Annotated in this window: 13 protein-coding genes and 2 riboswitches; of the genes, 9 read left to right on the top strand and 4 right to left on the bottom strand. The window is 41.9% G+C overall.

Annotation, left to right across the window (positions count from 1 at the left end):
• Positions 1-118: 118 nt before the first annotated feature.
• A riboswitch (cobalamin riboswitch) is annotated at positions 119-339 on the bottom strand.
• Between the two features lie 91 nt (positions 340-430).
• Positions 431-636, top strand: a riboswitch (cobalamin riboswitch).
• Between the two features lie 152 nt (positions 637-788).
• From QVP90_RS19005 to QVP90_RS19025, 5 genes are all read left to right on the top strand, one after another.
• On the top strand, positions 789-2,477 hold the full coding sequence (locus tag QVP90_RS19005; RefSeq protein ID WP_007479644.1) for a putative transporter: 1,689 nt from the start codon (positions 789-791) through the stop codon (positions 2,475-2,477).
• 150 nt (positions 2,478-2,627) lie between these two features.
• Positions 2,628-3,764 carry a hypothetical protein gene (locus QVP90_RS19010; protein ID WP_021937308.1) on the top strand — a complete coding sequence of 379 codons (1,137 nt, stop codon included), beginning with the start codon at positions 2,628-2,630 and terminating at the stop codon, positions 3,762-3,764.
• Between the two features lie 118 nt (positions 3,765-3,882).
• Positions 3,883-5,754: a DNA topoisomerase IV subunit B gene (locus QVP90_RS19015; protein WP_021937309.1), complete on the top strand. Its 1,872-nt coding sequence runs from the start codon at positions 3,883-3,885 to the stop codon at positions 5,752-5,754.
• A 9-nt stretch (positions 5,755-5,763) separates the two neighbouring features.
• Entirely contained in the window at positions 5,764-6,216 is a 453-nt protein-coding gene (coaD, locus tag QVP90_RS19020; protein WP_005928267.1) for a pantetheine-phosphate adenylyltransferase, read from the top strand.
• 40 nt (positions 6,217-6,256) lie between these two features.
• The gene (locus QVP90_RS19025) at positions 6,257-7,879 is read left to right on the top strand and encodes a S41 family peptidase (protein ID WP_007479640.1); all 1,623 of its coding nucleotides are present in this window, start codon (positions 6,257-6,259) and stop codon (positions 7,877-7,879) included.
• 204 nt (positions 7,880-8,083) lie between these two features.
• Here QVP90_RS19025 and QVP90_RS19030 read toward each other — a convergent pair whose 3' ends face one another.
• Complete coding sequence (locus tag QVP90_RS19030) at positions 8,084-8,707, bottom strand: phosphatase PAP2 family protein (RefSeq protein ID WP_021937310.1); 624 nt, start codon at positions 8,705-8,707, stop codon at positions 8,084-8,086.
• Between the two features lie 108 nt (positions 8,708-8,815).
• Between QVP90_RS19030 and QVP90_RS19035 the strand changes: the two genes are divergently transcribed.
• The 4 genes from QVP90_RS19035 to QVP90_RS19050 all read left to right on the top strand — a co-directional run bounded on the left by QVP90_RS19035 (position 8,816) and on the right by QVP90_RS19050 (position 13,280).
• Positions 8,816-9,682, top strand: coding sequence for a helix-turn-helix transcriptional regulator (locus tag QVP90_RS19035; RefSeq protein ID WP_005928258.1), 867 nt, complete (start codon positions 8,816-8,818; stop codon positions 9,680-9,682).
• A gap of 139 nt (positions 9,683-9,821) precedes the next feature.
• Positions 9,822-10,514, top strand: coding sequence for a b558 family succinate dehydrogenase (Or fumarate reductase) cytochrome B subunit (locus tag QVP90_RS19040; protein WP_021937311.1), 693 nt, complete (start codon positions 9,822-9,824; stop codon positions 10,512-10,514).
• 38 nt (positions 10,515-10,552) lie between these two features.
• Entirely contained in the window at positions 10,553-12,496 is a 1,944-nt protein-coding gene (locus QVP90_RS19045; protein ID WP_005928252.1) for a fumarate reductase/succinate dehydrogenase flavoprotein subunit, read from the top strand.
• Between the two features lie 28 nt (positions 12,497-12,524).
• Positions 12,525-13,280 carry a succinate dehydrogenase/fumarate reductase iron-sulfur subunit gene (locus QVP90_RS19050; protein ID WP_002558385.1) on the top strand — a complete coding sequence of 252 codons (756 nt, stop codon included), beginning with the start codon at positions 12,525-12,527 and terminating at the stop codon, positions 13,278-13,280.
• Positions 13,281-13,376: 96 nt separating this feature from the next.
• Here QVP90_RS19050 and QVP90_RS19055 read toward each other — a convergent pair whose 3' ends face one another.
• The 3 genes from QVP90_RS19055 to QVP90_RS19065 form a co-directional block, all read right to left on the bottom strand.
• On the bottom strand, positions 13,377-16,646 hold the full coding sequence (locus QVP90_RS19055; protein ID WP_264380736.1) for a chitobiase/beta-hexosaminidase C-terminal domain-containing protein: 3,270 nt from the start codon (positions 16,644-16,646) through the stop codon (positions 13,377-13,379).
• Positions 16,647-17,692: 1,046 nt separating this feature from the next.
• Positions 17,693-18,538 carry a helix-turn-helix domain-containing protein gene (locus tag QVP90_RS19060; protein ID WP_005928245.1) on the bottom strand — a complete coding sequence of 282 codons (846 nt, stop codon included), beginning with the start codon at positions 18,536-18,538 and terminating at the stop codon, positions 17,693-17,695.
• A gap of 150 nt (positions 18,539-18,688) precedes the next feature.
• A complete protein-coding gene (locus QVP90_RS19065; RefSeq protein ID WP_021937313.1) occupies positions 18,689-19,612 on the bottom strand; it encodes a fimbrillin family protein in 924 nt (307 codons plus the stop codon).
• Between the last annotated feature and the right edge of the window lie 445 nt (positions 19,613-20,057).

Consider the following 20,057-nt stretch of genomic DNA (forward strand, 5'->3'; position numbering starts at 1 on the left):
AATTAAGATTTAACAAATAAATTCATCATAAAGCTATTCAAATACGACAATTCACGGAGGTCAGTAATAAAATGAAATCGGTAGAATCCACTCCATCGCCTTTCACCCGAAAGCCTTGAATGAGGTAATGAAACCGGCAGGTCTTCTGACTTGTTTTTATTACAACGCCTTCCCGATTCTATAAAAATAACCAGTGGCAAAGATTGTTGTAACATTTCTCTTTCAAATGCAAGAGATAAAACTTACAGCTACGGGGATAGTCCCTGATTTTCACAGGATTCCCTTTTAATTCCGGTTCGCATTGAAGCTACTTCAGAAACCGATATTGCTGACAAAGTTAGAAATTAAATCAAGAATTCAACTTGAAAAGGAAAAAATATTCAGCCGTATCTTTTTTCTTCGTTTCTTCCCCATTGAATTATAAAATCGACTATCTTTGCCCCGAATTGGTTGCGGATAGACATTTCGACTATTCGGATTAAAAGGGAATCGGGTGAAAATCCCGGACAGTCCCGCTGCTGTGAAACTCTGCTAATATCTTGAAAACAGACCTTTGCCACTGGTTCTTTTTATAGAACCGGGAAGGCTTCAAGATAAGGAGTCAGTCAGAAGACCTGCCATTCATCAAAGGCTGTTTTTACTCGTGGGATTAGGAAAGCAGTGTGAAAGAAGATGAATCCAATGAAAGAACCTGCGAAAGAGATACCTGTAAATATGGGTATGTCTATGTTGTGATACAATTAATCGAGGTTCTGTGGTTGATACATTAAAGACAAATTTATTATATTATGGAACTTCTCAGAAACCTTTTCGAAGGATACCCCAATCTTTGGGGTGGTGGAGTGGCACACTCCGTACTTATTTTATCGTTGGTTATAGCCTTCGGTATCATACTGGCTAAAATAAAGATAGCCGGAATTTCATTGGGTGTCACATGGATACTTTTCGTCGGTATCGTATTCGGGCATTTCAACCTGAGCTTAGACGAACATCTGCTACACTTCCTAAAGGAATTCGGATTGATATTATTTGTCTACTCCATCGGTTTACAGGTAGGGCCTGGTTTCTTTTCCGCTTTTAAAAAGGGAGGATTTACACTGAACATGCTCGCCATGACAACTATCTTTCTGAGTGTTGTTATTACCGTCATCCTACACTTCGCCACAGGCGTTCCCATCACAACAATGGTCGGAATTCTTTCCGGTGCCGTCACCAATACCCCGGGATTGGGTGCTGCCCAGCAGGCCAACAGTGACCTGAACGGTATCGATGCGCCTGAGATAGCAATGGGATACGCCGTAGCCTATCCACTCGGAGTGGTGGGTGCTATCCTTTCATTACTTGCCTTAAAGTATATTTTAAATATCAATACGACCAAAGAAGAGGCCGATGCGGAAAAAGGATTAGGACACTTACAAGAACTGACTGTACGTCCCGTCACCTTAGTTATAAAAAATGAGGCGATAAACGGAAAGGCAATTAAAGATATACGCCCGTTGGTAAACCGGAATTTTGTTATTTCGCGTATACGTTATCATGAAGGAAACAAAGAGACGGAATTAGTTAACTCGGGTACTATCCTGCATTTGGATGATGAGATTTTAATTATCTCCAATCCGATAGATATTGAGGCTATCACGGTCTTCTTCGGTAAACAAGTGGAGGTAGAATGGGAACAGGTTAGTAAGAATCTGATTTCAAGACGTATCCTGATTACCAAACCCGAACTGAATGGAAAAACGCTGTCGCAACTGAAAATACGAAATAATTTCGGCGCAAATATCACCCGCATCAATCGTTCGGGAGTAGACCTTGTAGCCGCTCCGAGCCTGCAATTGCAGATGGGCGACCGTGTAACAGTAGTCGGTAGCGAACTGGCTGTAGGACATGCCGAGAAGGTCTTGGGAAACTCAATGAAACGACTGAACCATCCCAATCTTATTCCGATATTTATAGGTATCGCTTTGGGATGTATCTTAGGAAGTATTCCATTTATGTTTCCGGGCATTCCTCAACCGGTCAAGCTGGGACTTGCGGGAGGCCCGCTCATCGTATCGATCCTTATCAGCCGTTTCGGTCCACAATACAAAATGATTACTTATACCACCATGAGTGCCAATCTGATGGTTAGAGAAATAGGCATTTCACTCTTTCTTGCCTGTGTAGGATTAGGAGCCGGTAAGGGATTCATAGAAACTGTTGTGAACGAAGGAGGTTATGTTTGGATCGGTTATGGGGCCATCATCACTGTTATCCCATTATTAATAACGGGGCTTATCGGACGTTATGGCTGTAAATTGAATTACTATACACTCATCGGAGTATTGTCCGGAGCCAATACCAATCCACCCGCTCTTGCCTACTCGAATGACCTGACTTCTTGCGACGCTCCCGCCGTAGGCTATGCTACCGTATATCCGTTGGCCATGTTTCTGCGCGTGCTTACGGCACAGCTACTGATACTTTCATTATCATAAATACAACATTATACATACCTTTCAAATCATAAAAGATACCACTTTGTATTTACACAAAACGGGGAATGGCGATTACAGTAGTTTTTGCCACTTCCCCGTTGTAATTTAAAGATTATCACGTATCTTTGCAAACTCAAATAAATACAAATTATGGCTATTACAATCAAAAAAGTATCTGGAAGAAAAGAACTAAAAAAGTTTATTCGTTTCAATTTCAAGATGTATAAGGGTAACCCTTATTCTGTTCCCGATCTTTATGACGATATGCTTAATACGTTCAACAAAAAGAAAAACGCTGCGTTTGAATTTTGTGAGGCCGAATACTTTCTGGCTTATAAAAATGATGAACTGGTAGGCCGTGTAGCAGCCATTATCAACCATAAAGCCAATGAGAAATGGAATAAAAAAGATGTACGTTTCGGCTGGATAGATTTCATCGATGACATAGAAGTATCTTCTGCATTGCTGAAAACCGTAGAAGAATGGGGCAAAGCCAAAGGCATGACAGACATCCAAGGCCCATTGGGATTTACCGACTTCGATGCAGAAGGTATGCTGATAGAAGGATTTGACCAGCTCAGCACCATGGCGACAATCTACAACTATCCTTATTATCCCCAACACATGGAGAAGTTGGGATACGAAAAAGATGCTGACTGGGTAGAATATAAAATCTACATACCGGACGCTATACCGGAAAAGCATAAACGTATCTCCGATCTCATCCAACGGAAATATAATCTCAAAATAAAGAAATATACCTCCGCCAAAAAGATTGCCGCAGACTATGGACAGGCCATTTTTGAGTTAATGAATGAAGCCTACAGTCCGTTGTACGGTTATTCCCCACTGTCACAACGCCAAATAGACCAGTACGTTAAAATGTATCTGCCAATCGTCGACCTGCGCATGGTAACCCTTATCACGGATGCCAATGACAAACTGATTGCAGTAGGTATCTCAATGCCTTCATTATCAGAAGCTCTGCAAAAGTCACATGGGCGTCTGTTACCTTTTGGCTGGTATTATCTTCTGAAAGCCCTGTTCATGAAACGACGGGCAAAAATGCTCGATCTGCTGCTTGTAGCCGTGAAACCGGAATACCAGAATAAAGGTGTTAACGCTTTGTTATTTTCCGATTTAATTCCGGTTTATCAAAAATTAGGTTTTATATTTGCAGAAAGCAACCCGGAGCTGGAAGAAAACGGAAAAGTCCAGGCTCAATGGGAATACTTCAAAACCGAGCAACATAAACGTCGTCGTGCGTTTACAAAAAAGATAGAATAATGGAACAATGTGCCAATATGCCAACGTGCCAGTTTCCGAACGGTGCTTTAGCATAGCGTAGCTGCATGCGTAGCCAATCGGCACATTGGCATATTGGCACATTAAAAAATTATTGTTTATGGAAGAGAGCGAACTGATACCTTTAGACAACAGTCCTGTAGAATACACAGATGACAACATCCGCCATCTGAGCGACATGGAACACGTCCGTACACGTCCCGGCATGTATATTGGAAAGCTTGGCGACGGTGCACATTCCGAAGACGGAATTTATGTCCTTTTGAAAGAAGTGTTAGATAATAGTATCGACGAGTTCAAGATGCAAGCCGGTAAGAAAATAGAAATCATTGTCGAAGAAAATCTGCGTGTCAGTGTACGAGATTACGGACGAGGCATCCCACAGGGAAAGCTGGTAGAAGCCGTCAGCGTCTTGAATACCGGTGGTAAATATGACAGTAAAGCATTTAAAAAGAGTGTCGGCCTGAATGGTGTAGGTGTAAAAGCCGTCAATGCATTGAGCTCCCGTTTCGAAGTACGTAGCTATCGCGACGGTAAAGTCCGCATTGCCACCTTTTCTAAAGGTAATCTGCTTACAGACGAAACACTGGATACGGAAGAAGAAAGCGGAACATATATTTTCTTCGAACCGGATGCTACCCTGTTCCTGAACTACAGCTTCCGTCCTGAGTTTATCGAGACGATGCTGCGTAACTACACTTATCTCAATACCGGCCTTGCAATAATCTATAACGGGCAACGAATTTTATCCCGAAACGGATTAGTCGATCTGCTGAATGACAACATGACTGCTACCGGGCTTTACCCTATTATACATCTGAAAGGGGAAGACATCGAGATCGCCTTTACACATACCGGACAGTATGGCGAAGAATATTATTCATTTGTCAATGGACAGCATACGACACAGGGAGGTACTCACCAAAGTGCTTTCAAAGAACACATTGCCCGTACGATCAAAGAATTCTATAATAAAAATCAAGATTATACCGATATTCGTAACGGGCTGGTAGCTGCCATTGCCGTCAACGTTGAGGAGCCGATGTTCGAAAGCCAGACAAAAATCAAATTAGGTTCTACCAATATGTCACCCGGTGGCATAACTGTAAACAAATTTGTCGGCGATTTTGTCAAACAGGAAGTAGACAACTTTTTGCACAAACACGGTGATGTAGCAGAAATCATGCTGCAAAAGATACAAGACTCCGAGAAAGAGCGCAAAGCCATTGCCGGTGTAACCAAATTAGCACGTGAACGCGCTAAAAAAGCCAATTTGCACAATCGAAAACTCCGTGATTGCCGCATTCATCTGAATGACCCCAAAGGTAAAGGACTCGAAGAAGATTCATGTATATTCATCACCGAGGGAGACTCTGCCAGTGGTTCTATTACCAAAAGCCGCGATGTCAACACACAAGCAGTATTCAGCCTGCGCGGTAAACCGCTAAATTCATTCGGGCTGACCAAAAAAGTGGTATACGAGAATGAAGAATTCAACCTGCTTCAAGCTGCATTAAACATTGAAGACGGCATTGAAGGATTGCGCTACAACAAAGTAATCGTAGCTACGGATGCCGATGTAGACGGTATGCATATCCGTTTGCTGCTTATTACTTTCTTTCTTCAGTTCTTTCCCGACCTGATTAAAAAAGGGCACGTCTATATCCTGCAAACACCTCTGTTCCGTGTACGCAACAAGAAAAAGACCCTTTATTGTTACAGTGACGAAGAACGCCAGAAAGCAATCAGGGAGTTAAGCCCCAATCCGGAAATTACCCGATTCAAAGGTTTAGGAGAAATCTCCCCGGACGAATTCAAACACTTTATAGGGAAAGACATGCGTCTGGAGCAAGTGTCATTGCGTAAAACCGATCTTGTAAAAGAATTACTCGAATTCTATATGGGTAAAAACACCATGGAACGGCAAAACTTTATTATAGACAATCTGGTTATAGAAGAAGACATAGCATAAAACAAAAAAATGAGAAGAGCTATTTTCCCGGGCACGTTCGACCCGTTTACTATCGGACATTATTCGGTAGTAACCCGTACCCTGACTTTTATGGATGAGGTAATCATCGGAATAGGTATCAACGAAAACAAAAACACTTATTTCCCGATAGAGAAGCGTGTGGAAATGATCCGGAAATTCTACCAAAACGAACCACGAATAAAAGTAATGTCTTATGATTGTCTGACCATCGACTTCGCCCAGCAAGTAGGTGCGCAATTTATCGTTCGCGGCATACGTACGGTAAAAGATTTCGAATATGAAGAGACCATTGCAGACATCAATCGCAAACTGGCCGGAATCGAAACCATATTACTATTCACCGAGCCGGAACTCACTTGCGTCAGTTCTACCATCGTACGCGAACTTCTTGGCTACAATAAAGATATCAGTATGTTTATTCCGGAAGGGATGGAAATTTAATAACGAGTAATAAATGATTAGTGATTAGTAAATCAAGATGATGAAAAAAATATATATATTCTTAGCCTGCCTGTGGGCTATCACATCACAGGCACAGAACTTCGGTTCTCCTGCCATGCGCAAACTGCAAATGGCCGAATTCGCTATCGCCAACTTATATGTGGACAAAGTAGACGAAAATAAACTGGTAGAAGAAGCCATCATCAAAATGCTGGCACAACTCGATCCACACTCCACTTATTCGAATGCGGAAGAGGTAAAAAAGATGAATGAACCCTTACAGGGTAATTTTGAAGGTATCGGCGTTCAGTTTCAGATGATTGAAGATACCCTATTGGTCGTACAACCTGTCAGTAACGGACCTTCCGAGAAAGTAGGTATTCTCGCCGGAGACCGTATCATAGCAGTCAACGATACGGCTATTGCCGGAGTGAAAATGAGTACGGAAGATATCATGAGCCGTCTTCGTGGCCCGAAAGGTTCTAAAGTAAACCTGACCATCCTCCGACGGGAAGTAAATGATCCGTTGCTTTTCACAGTGAAACGCGACAAAATCCCCATCCTTAGTCTGGATGCCGCATATATGATCGAACCGAAAACAGGCTATATCCGTATCAACCGTTTTGGAGCTACCACCGCTGAAGAATTTCTAAAAGCAATGAAAGAGTTGCAGAGCAAAGGTATGAAAGACCTTATCCTCGATCTTCAAGGTAATGGAGGAGGATATCTGAACGCAGCTATCGACCTTGCCAATGAATTCCTCGGGGAAAAAGAGCTGATTGTATACACAGAAGGAAGAACGGCACAGCGCAGTGAATTTTTCGCAAAAGGTACAGGAAATTTCCGTAAAGGACGCTTGGTCGTACTGGTAGACGAATATTCCGCCTCAGCCAGTGAAATTGTGACCGGAGCCATCCAAGACTGGGACAGAGGTGTAGTTGTAGGACGACGCTCTTTCGGAAAAGGACTGGTTCAACGTCCTATCGACCTGCCCGATGGCTCAATGATCCGATTGACCATAGCACGGTATTATACTCCCGCAGGCCGTTGCATTCAAAAACCTTACGATAGCACAGCGGATACCAAATTATCAGGCAGGAACAGTGACAGTGAGAATAATCAAAAGAAATATAATCAGGATTTGATAGACCGTTTCAACCGTGGTGAGTTGATGAATGCAGACAGTATCCACTTTCCGGATTCACTAAAATGCCAGACCAAAAAATTAGGACGTACCGTTTACGGCGGCGGAGGTATCATGCCCGATTATTTTGTGCCGATCGATACCACTCTGTATACGGATTATCACCGCAATCTCGTGGCCAAAGGGGTAATTATCAAACTGACCATGAAATACATCGAAAAGCATCGGAAAGAATTATTGAATAAATACAAAAAGTTTGAAACTTTCAATGAGAAATTCGAAGTAGATGATGAATTGCTGAAAACGATGCGTGAAATGGCAGATCAAGAGAAAATCGAATTCAACGAAGAGCAATACAACAAGGCTCTGCCTCTTATCAAGACCCAACTGAAAGCACTCATTGCCCGCGATCTATGGGATATGAACGAATATTTCCAAGTAATGAATAAAACAAATAAAAGTGTAGAACGGGCACTGGAAATATTAAGTTCAAAGGAGTACGAACAAATGCTGAAATAAATGAAGGGTGTATATCCCCCTCCAAGAAAATGAGGGTGTGTCGAAATTCTCATAAACTAAAAATGAACTGCACCCCAAAAGTTGGACATAAAACTTTAGGAGTGCAGCTCAAGCAGTTGTAGCGAGGGTGATTTCGATAAAAGGGGAGTTTTGACACATTTACATCCCCGTTTTTATTTATAAGTGAAAATTAAAAACAGGCTTTTAATAGGTAAAAGCGACCTGCTTTTTTTCTCCGAACAGCCAACTGTTCAACCAACGATTGACATAAATATTAACGACTGCACAACCTGCGCCGATAGCCGCTCCTGCTATCACGTCCGAAGGATAATGCACCCCCTCATTCATTCGGGAAAAACCTACCGAACAGGCCCAAACAGCCGAAGGAGCAATCACATACCATTTGGGGTATTTAATACTCAGTGAAGTAGCCAACGAAAAAGCTGCCGCCGTATGGCCGGACGGAAACGAAGGACTGCTTTCCGTACTATACGGATATACCCGCCCGGGATATCGGTCATACGGCCGCTCACGACCGATCATGTGTTTTATGCCATAAGTCAGCACCACAGCTTCGGCCACACTCGTACCAATATATACGGCATCTTTTAACAACTCCTTGTCCTTCCCTATACCGGCATAAATTGCCATAGCGACAGGCACTCCCACCGAAATATAAGGAGCCGAGCGAGAAAATGCTTTACTATAATTCCGCACAAATTTCCCGTCCATACTATTAATTTTATGCAACGTATTTATATCCCAGTTTTGTGCCTGAATTCCCATAGTACAGAACACTGCAACACACGCAATCATTAATTTCCTCATCACCATTTTCATTTATTAGACAAGACAAAGATATAGCAAAAATATTGAGTTTTCATAAAAAATATCATATCTTTGTTGCCTGACAACCATAGCTTCTCACTTTAATTCATGATAAAAAACAGTTATTGTAAAAGATTTACCGACTGTGCACAATGCCCCAAAGCTGCTCAAGGTACATTTGTCTATAGGAACTTTCCCAGGGGACAACACTTCCCTGCCGACAAGTGCACACAAAACTGCATACTGTTTATGATAAAGGGAGAACTCCTCGTGAATAGCCAGGAATACCCCGGAACCAGCTTACGTGACGGGCAGTTTATCCTTCAGGCCATCGGCTCCAAAATCGAATTACTGGCACTGACAGAAGTGGAATACATCGTATACTGGTTCAATGAATTGCCACAAATTTGTGAAAGTTATTACCGCGAAATCTTAAATACTTCCGAAGCCCCGCTGACCTATACTCCCTTGGTGATGAATTACCGGCTCAGCCGGTTCATAACGGACTTGGGAGAATACTTAACAGAAGGCATTTCATGCGGACCTTTTATCGATATTAAAAGTCAGGAACTCGTATTCCTTCTTACCTGCTACTATCCGCGCCCCCAACTAAGTAACTTTTTTTATCCCATCAGTACGTATACTGAAAGTTTCCAGTACTTCATCATGCAGAATTATAATAAGGTAAAGAATGTAGAAGAATTCGCCCATTTGGGCGGATATACCGTTACTACCTTCCGGCGCCTGTTCAGAAACATGTATGGAGTACCGGTGTACGAATGGATACTCGACAAAAAGCGTGAGGGAATTCTTGACGATCTGCAACATACCAAAGAGCGAATTACCGACATCAGCACGCGTTACGGATTCGACTCCTTGTCACATTTTGCCCATTTCTGTAAAGCCTCTTTCGGAGATTCTCCCCGTGCTCTGAGATCACGTGCAGCCAAAGGGGAGAATATTAGTAAGAAATAATACCCCCTTTTCATTAAAGAATTATTTCTTTAATTCTTTGGTTAATCAATGTATTTCCTGTACTTTTGCACGAAGAGAAATAGGCATGTAAAAAAGAAATTATAGTTCTAACAATTAAATAATTTAAAATCAATCATTTATGTGGTTAAGTAATTCATCTGTAGGAAGGAAAGTGGTGATGAGCATTACAGGTATCGCCCTTGTCCTGTTTCTAACGTTTCACATGGCGATGAACCTTGTTGCGATCATCTCGGCTGAGGGTTACAACTTGGTTTGTGAGTTCTTGGGAGCAAACTGGTACGCGTTGGTGGCTACCTTAGGACTGGCTGCCCTCTTCGTGATTCACATTATCTATGCCTTCTGGCTGACGATTCAGAATCGTGCAGCACGCGGCAGCGAACGCTATGCCGTAGTAGATAAACCCAAAACTGTGGAATGGGCTTCACAAAACATGCTTGTTTTAGGTATCATCGTGGTTCTGGGCTTAGGTCTTCACCTGTTCAATTTCTGGGCTAAAATGCAGCTCCCCGAATTGATGCACAACATGGGTGCAGTAGTAGATACTACTTATGCTGCCGACGGTGTTTATCACATCACCAACACTTTCTCTAATCCGGTATACGTAGTGCTTTATCTTATCTGGCTGGCCGCTCTCTGGTTCCACCTGACTCACGGCTTCTGGAGCTCTATGCAGTCACTGGGCTGGAACAACAAGATTTGGATCAATCGTTGGAAATGCATCTCTAACATCTATTCAACAATCGTTGTCATCTGCTTTGCCCTGGTAGTAGTCGTATTCTACGTTCAATCGTTATGCGGCGCTTCTTGCTAAATTTTAAAATTGTAAATGATTAAATCGTAAATAGCATTATGACTCAAATAGATTCTAAAATTCCTGAAGGCCAGTTAGCCGAAAAATGGAGTAACTATAAAGCTCACCAAAAACTTGTTAATCCTGCCAACAAACGTCGTCTCGACATTATCGTTGTAGGAACCGGACTTGCCGGCGCATCTGCAGCCGCTTCTCTGGGTGAAATGGGATTCAGAGTATTCAACTTCTGTATCCAGGATTCTCCACGCCGTGCTCACTCCATCGCAGCACAAGGTGGTATCAACGCAGCTAAGAATTATCAAAATGACGGCGACTCTGTATACCGTCTTTTCTACGATACAATCAAAGGTGGTGACTATCGTGCACGCGAAGCCAACGTTTACCGTCTGGCAGAAGTATCCAATGCCATCATCGACCAATGTGTAGCTCAGGGTGTTCCTTTTGCCCGTGACTACGGTGGTACGCTCGACAACCGTTCTTTCGGTGGTGCGCAGGTATCACGTACATTCTATGCCCGTGGCCAGACCGGACAGCAGTTGTTGCTGGGCGCTTATTCAGCATTGAGCCGTCAGGTACAGAAAGGTACTGTAAAATTGTTCACCCGTTATGAAATGCTCGACCTTGTTATAATCGAAGGACGCGCCCGTGGTATCATTGCCCGCAACCTCGTAACCGGGGAAATTGAACGTTTCGCTGCTCATGCCGTAGTTATCGGTACAGGCGGTTACGGAAATGCTTTCTTCCTTTCAACCAATGCAATGGGCTCCAACGGTTCTGTTGCCATCCAGTGCTACAAAAAGGGTGCTTATTTTGCTAATCCTTGTTTTGCACAGATCCACCCGACCTGTATCCCTGTTCACGGCGACAAACAGTCTAAGCTGACGCTGATGTCTGAATCTCTCCGTAACGACGGTCGTATCTGGGTTCCGAAAAAGATCGAAGATGCCAAAGCATTGCAGGCAGGAACTAAAAAACCGAATGATATACCCGACGAAGATCGTGACTTCTATCTGGAACGTCGTTATCCGGCATTCGGTAACCTCGTACCTCGCGACGTGGCATCACGTGCTGCCAAAGAACGTTGCGATGCAGGTTTCGGTGTAAACAATACCGGCTTGGCCGTTTTCCTTGATTTCAAATATGCCATCGATCGTCTGGGTGAGGATGTGGTTCGTGCCCGTTATGGTAACCTCTTCGATATGTACGAAGAAATCACCGACGAGAATCCATATAAAACTCCGATGATGATATTCCCCGCTATCCACTACACAATGGGTGGTATTTGGGTAGATTATGAATTGATGACTTCTATTCCGGGTCTGTTCGCTATCGGCGAAGCCAACTTCTCCGATCACGGTGCCAACCGTTTGGGTGCATCCGCGTTGATGCAGGGTCTGGCCGACGGATATTTCGTATTGCCATACACTATCCAAAACTATCTGGCCGATCAAATCCAGGTTCCGCGTTTCTCTACCGACCTTCCGGAATTCGTAGCAGCCGAAAAAGCTGTCAAGGATAAGATTCAGAAAATCAAAGCCGTTAACGGTAAACACTCTGTTGACTCCATCCACAAGAAATTGGGTCACATCATGTGGGATTTTGTAGGTATGGCTCGTACCAAAGAATCTTTGCAGAAAGCTTTGAGCGGTATCCAAGAAGTGAAAAAAGACTTCTGGACCAACGTACGCATCCCGGGTGAAGTAAACGAACTGAACGTAGAACTTGAAAAGGCTCTCCGTCTGATCGACTTTATCGAAGTAGGTATGTTGATGGCCCGCGATGCTCTGAACCGTGAAGAATCTTGCGGCGGTCACTTCCGTACTGAGTACCAGACTCCGGAAGGCGAAGCTTTGCGTGACGATAAGAACTTCTCTTACGTATCTTGCTGGAAATATACCGGTGAAGATTCAGAACCGGAATTGATCAAAGAAGATTTGAACTATCAGTTCGTGAAAGTTCAGACTCGTAACTACAAATCTTAATCGGCTAATCAATTAAAGGAAAACAAAAATGGATAAAAATATAAGTTTCACACTGAAGGTATGGCGTCAGAAAAGCCCGAAAGCAAAAGGTGCTTTTGAAACATATCAAATGAAAGATATCCCGGGCGATACTTCGTTCCTCGAAATGCTGGATATCCTGAATGAACAAATTATTAACGATGGCGGTGAACCGATCGTATTCGACCATGACTGCCGCGAAGGTATCTGTGGTATGTGCTCTTTGTACATCAACGGACATCCGCATGGTCCTGCAACAGGCGCCACTACCTGCCAGATGTATATGCGCCGTTTCAAAGATGGCGATACAATCACTGTAGAACCTTGGCGTTCCGCCGGCTTCCCGGTAATCCGCGACCTTATGGTAGACCGTTCTGCTTATGACAAAATCATGCAGGCAGGTGGTTATGTAAGCGTAAATACCGGCGCTCCACAAGACGCTAACGCTATCTTGATTTCCAAAGACATTGCTGACGAAGCTATGGATGCTGCTGCATGTATCGGTTGCGGTGCTTGTGTAGCTGCATGTAAGAACGGTTCGGCTATGTTGTTCGTTTCGGCAAAGGTCAGCCAGTTGAACCTGCTTCCGCAAGGAAAGGTAGAAGCTGCCCGCCGCGCAAAAGCCATGTTGTCTAAGATGGACGAACTCGGATTCGGTAACTGTACAAATACCCGTGCATGTGAAGCTGAATGTCCGAAGAACATTTCTATCAGCAACATCGCTCGTTTGAACCGCGATTTCATCCTCGCAAAACTGAAAGACTAAGCGTATAACTTAGCATTTGATTAATAACAGAAAATCCCTGCCGGGTCATCCGGCAGGGATTTTTATATATACCTACTGAATAAGAGAAATTGTGAACTATTCCACTATTACCTTGGACATCTCGATCACTCCGTCTTCAAACACCGTTCTTACGATATTCAATCCTTTTACCGGAGCTTCAAGCTTCACTCCGCCAACAGTGAAATAAGAGCGGGATAAGATAACTTTAGAAACTGTTTCAGAAATAATGGAAGTAGCGATAGTAATATCCAGTTCGGCAATTTCCGAATCGGGGAAACCCTCTTTCACTGCGATAGCTTTCACTGTGCAAGATGATTTCGTCTCAAACGGTTCTGCATAAAGACTACTTTCTACTGTAGGTTCAGTGCCATCCAAAGTGTAGTAGACAGCCGCATCTTCTGTTTCACAAGCAATCGTGACCATTTTCCCATCGGCAGTATCTTCTGTCGTAATGACCGGAGTAGCCACCGGCAGTACCGGATCTTCACCTTCACCTAATAATTTAATATCGAATATCATCGCATTATTGTTCTTTCCGTTTTCCGAAGCAGAAGCAAACTTAACCAATACCGGTTCTGTTCCTTCATAAGAAATCACTTGTTTACGGATATTCTTATAAGCATCATTAGAAAGTGTTCCCAGTTCTGTCCATTCTTCAGCATCCACCGTTTTCACCGATACGGTCAACTTCTCCGTATTGGAAGCTGATTTTGCACCACACCACCAGATAGCAATATCAAACGGTCCGGCTACGGCAGAAGGAGTAATCATATAAGCGCTGGCCGTTCCTGTCAAGAATGACATAGCATAACCCGACGCACCGGCATCAGCTTCTGTCTCCGGGCCATAATTTCCGCCTATTTCTTCAGAAACACCGGTAGTCTGGAGGTTTACACGCTGGCCTTCACTTCCGATTATAAATCCTGCAACCGTTTTCTCATCCGTCTTTCCGGAAGCGATTATATCCCCGGTTATTCCCCACTCTTCCGGTTGGTTCTTGAAGTTGGCCCACAACAGGGTTTTATTCCGTGCGATATAATTTTCATTCTCAATATCTTCCGAAGCTATATCCGAATCTGCCATATCTTTCTTCACGGCAAATGCTTTTACTGTACAAGGCTTCAAGATGTCAAAAGGTTCTGTATATTGCGTGCTGGTAATCGTAGGATCTGTTCCATTAATCGTATAATAGATAGTAGCATCTTTCGTATCCGTAGTGATGGTTACTGTCTTGGCATTTCCATTTGCTTCTGCCGAAATAACCGGAGTAGCTACCGGATCTGCCCCTTCGCCCAACAACTTAACATCGAATATCATTGCATTGTTGTTAGAGCCGTTTCCGGAAGCACAAGTTATCTTAACTTGTACAGGCTCTGTTCCATCATAAGATACAATTTGCTTACGAACACTCTTATAACTTTTATTAGAGATCGTTTCAAGTTCTGTCCACTCCTCTGCATCCGCAGTTTTCACAGATATAGTCAATTTCTCAGTGTAAGATGCACTCTTTGCCGTACACCACCAAATAGCAACATCAAAAGGTCCGGCTACTACAGACGGAGTAATTATATAGCCACTGGCAGAGCCTGTAAGGAAAGACATTGCATAGCTTGTCGCTCCCATATCTTCTTCTGTAGCGGGACCGTAAGTATCACCGATCTTTTCGGACACACCTGTAGCCTGCAAATTAACACGCTGCCCCTTGCTTCCGATTATAAATCCTGCGATTGTCTTTTCATCCGTCTTTCCGGAACCGATTATATCCCCGGTTACTCCCCATTCTTCCGGCTGATCCTTGAAATTGGCCCATAACAACGTTTTGTTTCGTGCAATATAATTTTCGTTCTCAATATCCTTCGACACTACTTCTGAATCGAGCATTCCTTCTTTCACAGCAAAAGCCGTTACCGAACACGGCTTCAAAACATCAAATGGTTGCGTGTATAGGATACTTTCAATAGTAGGAACAGTACCGTCCAAAGTATAGTAAATCGCGGCATCTTCTGTTGCAGTAGTAATAGTCACTGTTTTAGCGTTTCCATTAACAACATCCGAAATAACCGGAGCAGCTACCGGATCCGACGGCTCAACATATACTTCCTTCGTGGCAATCAAATAATCGGCCGCATTCAGCAACAGTCTAATTGCATTGGCATCAATCCCCCTGATCAGATTACTGGCAAACGGTATCAACATATACTTATTTGTCGTACCATGTTCATGAATGGTATTATAAGTACCTGTTCCATCTTTTGCCATAACAATGTCATCAGCAATGATTGCACCCGGATCTTTATAAGCTTGCACTTGATTGTTGCTGGCATCGCTCTCGGTAAAAATAACACATGTACCGTCTTCTGCGATGGCCACTCCATTGAAAATAGCATGATCACGATAAGCTTCCAATATAATCATCGTATTAGTTCCTTTATCCGGATTCTGCCCCGTAGCCCATGCCCAACGGTCCGACGAATAATAGAATGACTTCAGATTGAGCATAGGCACTTTATTTACAACGGTCTCCAACTTCAACCCATACGCATGTTTACCGCCAACAGCCTCAGAAGAAAATACCAGATCATAACCAAGTAATTCATTTACCGTAGAACCATCTAAAGATTTCACATCGATATCCGTTACCTCATAGGCGTCAATCAATGCAGCATGTACAGGGTCTTCATCGAGTACATAACCGGCATAAGAAGAATCATAAATATAAGCTACTTTACGTGCAACCGCTTCTTCGGATACTGTAATACTTTTCAAGATAACACCTTCATTGTATTTGAACTTCACATCACCATCCGCAGCGACTACTAACTCATAAGTATTTTCACCATCATTGCCGGTCTTATAAGTGTCAGATCCCACCGTACCTGTCATGTTCGTTATGGCACTGATGCCGCGTCCACTTGTCGCATTCGCACTTTTCAGAATAATGGTAACATGCTGTCCAGCTTTCAGCTCTTTGATTGTCACTTCCAGATTCTTACTTCCTAACTGGATACCATCATCACCCATATTTATACGAAGGCTCAAATTTCCTTTGGTCAGTGCAGGAAAGAGAATGCCATCGGTCTCTGCAATCACTACCCCATTAGCTTTCAGGACATTTTTGGCATCCACCGTCTCTAAATTCTTATAACGCTTAAGAACTTGCGTATCAGCGTCAATTTCTGCTTCCCAGCTGGTGGCATCTGCCCCCAGATTAGCTAAAGTTGTTTCACTCCACGATAAGAAATTCCAATTTTTAACGGTTTTCAGACTCTGCCCGTTGGTTGCCATCACGCAGCCGAATAGAACAAACAAAAATAGAAACAATCTACTTGTAAAATAATGTCTCATAATACTAAATTTAAAATTCAACATAGGATACTGTCTTTCAGGATTAACCATTCAGAGTTTGCAAATAAAGAGAGAAATCACGTAAAACTTGCTATTCGCATTGACGGTAATACTTTCTAAAATGATTTTAAAAGATTGCAAAATACATTTAAAGGAGTTCTTTCTTTAGGACCAGTCCTTTACTTCCGCATCAAATAGAACCGACCGAAAAAAACTTTGAATATTCACTAATCCATAGAATAGCCGCTACGGATTCGTATAAGCTTTTCATCGTAAAATCAAGACACTTTCTTTCATGAAAATAAGCATATATTCCTGTTCTATTTCACCTATAAACTTGTCTCTATGATAGAAAAAGATGTTTTCTTAAAAACAAGGTTAACCATTTTTCTTAGGAATTAAGAAAATAAATAGATTATTATCGGTTGTAATATAATATTAATGCATTATATTTGCAAATGGAAAAGGAGATGCATAACGTATACAAGCACAGGTGACGTTAACTATCAGTAGTACATCTTCTGTTGCGAACTAATATTTGTGCCTAAACGAAATCGACCAATTTCATTTCTGGAACTCTGGCACAGAGAAAGTCCCGCAACCTTTATTGCATATATATGTTATATCTACACGCTTTTATACGTACAGATAAATTCCCCGTATATACCAATAAAGGGAGTGTGGGCTGACTCATTGATCCAGAGTTAGGCTTTTGGTCGAGCCTCGTTTAGGAGTAATGTTTCGGTCTCACGCTCTTATATTATCGGCACTCCGACTAAATATTACATATTATTGTTCGTTTTCACATGTAATAGGAATTATATTAATAAGTTACACACAAAGAAAAAAATGATTATGAATATAAATTATTTAAACAAGCTAACAATTCCGTCCAATCGTTAATAGAATTTTATCATCCCTTATGTAAGAGAGGATACCGGTAGTCAATAAACAAAAAGTACAAGTGTGTATCTTTATAGACTGCTGAGTGTCCATTTAGGCAGGGTGTCGCTGTGAAGCGATGCCCTTTTTTATACTCCCAAAACTTACTGCGATTCGCTTAAACGTATGCTGCGAGGAGAAGCTCCAAAGTTTTTCTTACAGAAATTTGAGAAATGAGGTAAAGATTCAAATCCGTATTTGTAACAAATCTCAGAAATGGTAGCTTTCGTATAGCGAAGTTCGTAAATGATCCCTTCTTTACGTTGTTTCATCATCCACTCATAGACAGGTTCATGAAATACAGAATTGAATATACGACGAAAAGTAGTAACCGTATATCCACCCAAGTGGGCAAATTCTTCCACTGTTTTTACTTTCGTATGATTGCCGAGGACAAAGTATTGAAAACTACTGGTATACTTGGCCAATGAATGTACTAAAGTGGATAACTCATAATCGGAATAATAGGAACTAAGAATAAAAGCAAGTTCTTTTTTCTTGAGTGATAATAGCTCGCGACATATCTTGTCTTTAGATAAATAGCTGGCAGAACCTTCAAGAAAATGTTTCAATTCCGGCACTATTTTCAATGGAGAAAAGATCAAGGGAGGAGTCACTTGAGTTTTTATATGATTATAACGCTCCTCACAAAAGAATTCAGGTTTATTAAAGCTATAGCATACACATTCAGCGTCTTCCATAACAAGCAACTCCAACTTCGAACCGATTGCCTGAAGAATAAATTCGCCGGCCCGCAATGTAGTACCGGCATATTCCTGACTATTGACAAGAACTTCACCTTTAAGCAAAAAAATAATAATGTTCTCTTCACACTTCTGAGCCGGCTTGTGAAACCCTCTCGGATGAGAAGCATGAACAATAGAATTTGTCACTGCCTTGGGACATTCCAAACAGTTCATCGTGACTCCACAAGTGGAGAGGCCGGACATAACGATATATTATTTATTTGTTTATGTTTTCCACAAAAGTACAATAATATTTTTACACACAAAGCATTATATAAAAAATTCCTCAAGAAAAGTTTTTATATCTTTTCTTGAGGAATTCATTAGATGGTTATACTACATTTATAAAAACAATTATCCAATAGTAGCAGAACCTGTACCTTCACTCCAATCAGCAACAGAAGCACTGACCGAAATCTGTTCTTTAAATGTTAAAGTTACAGTGTATGCAACACCTGCGCCGTCTAAATGCTCTGCCACAGAATTTAAAGTTACAGTAACATTATCATAAGTTTTTGTACTTGTTGTCACACTAATAACAAATGTACCTGCGATAGGTTTTACCATGATGGCATGCCCTACCGGTGTTTCAGTTGCAGTTATTGAAGTACTTGCAGTAACACCTATAGACAAAGGCGTAGCAAGCGTTTCTCCAAAAACAACTTCATCAGTACCAAGATTTATTTTTTCAAGTACACACATATCTTTTACCTCAATAGAGGTAAGTGTTACATTATCAGCTAATCCATCACCGGCAACCACCTTAAATATCAATTTTGTCAACGGCCGCTTAAAAGCAAATGAAGCAGCAGGCGTATTTTTATCACCGTTAATGGCAGATGCCATTAAGATGTCTAATGTTCCATCTTTCTTTGTCAAGTTATAAATCCAACTATCAGTATCAGCAACAGGAGTTTCACCATTTACATAAAAAGCTTTCATAAAAGTATGGGTTCCATCTGATTTATAATATTGAGTATTCGTTAAAGTTATATTATTAGTTACTTCAGAAGACGCTTTTATATCACTGGATATTGCCGTCCATGTAGGTGCGACCTTATAATCAGCAACATTATCACCTTCCCATCCCAATACTGTAGCTTTAAACAGCTCATCTGTTCCAATAGCAGCTCTCGTCCCTACCACTACTGCTGTTTCTACTCCTGCATTCAGTGTAATCGCTACCGGTTCCCCACTATCAACCACATCCTCAATCTCTGTATTTGAGCAACCAGCCATCACTCCCAATGCCAATGCTGAAAAAATAAATGTCTTCATACTTCTTGTTTTTAAAGTTTATATTATTGTTTTATTTGTTTCTAAATTCCACCGGTACATACATCCTGTTTCATTCTCCAATTCATTGCCCTCCAATTCATTGCCGTAACAGTCGCGTTTATCTTTAATAAATGCCATATCTACCCAAAAAGAGATTCCTCCAATACAATACGAAAGACATTACTTTTTCATGAATAAATTTCTCTTGTTTTGCATCTACCGATTATCTCGATGCAACAAATATAGAAGATGAAAATGAACTTAAGCAACACTCCGGCAACTATTTTACGGTACTGAAAGGGTTCGTGAAACGATTGGAAGATATTTGCAACTTTACAACTTCAGCCCGTTAACTTTCTGCGTGAAAAAGCGTAGCATCTTTTTTAAAAAGCGTAGCATCTTTCAAAAAAAGATGTAGCAGGTTTCAAGAGAAAGATGTACAAGT

This window comes from Bacteroides sp. CAG:189 (genome assembly GCF_000432295.1).
GTDB classification, from domain to species: Bacteria; Bacteroidota; Bacteroidia; order Bacteroidales; family Bacteroidaceae; genus Bacteroides; species Bacteroides salyersiae.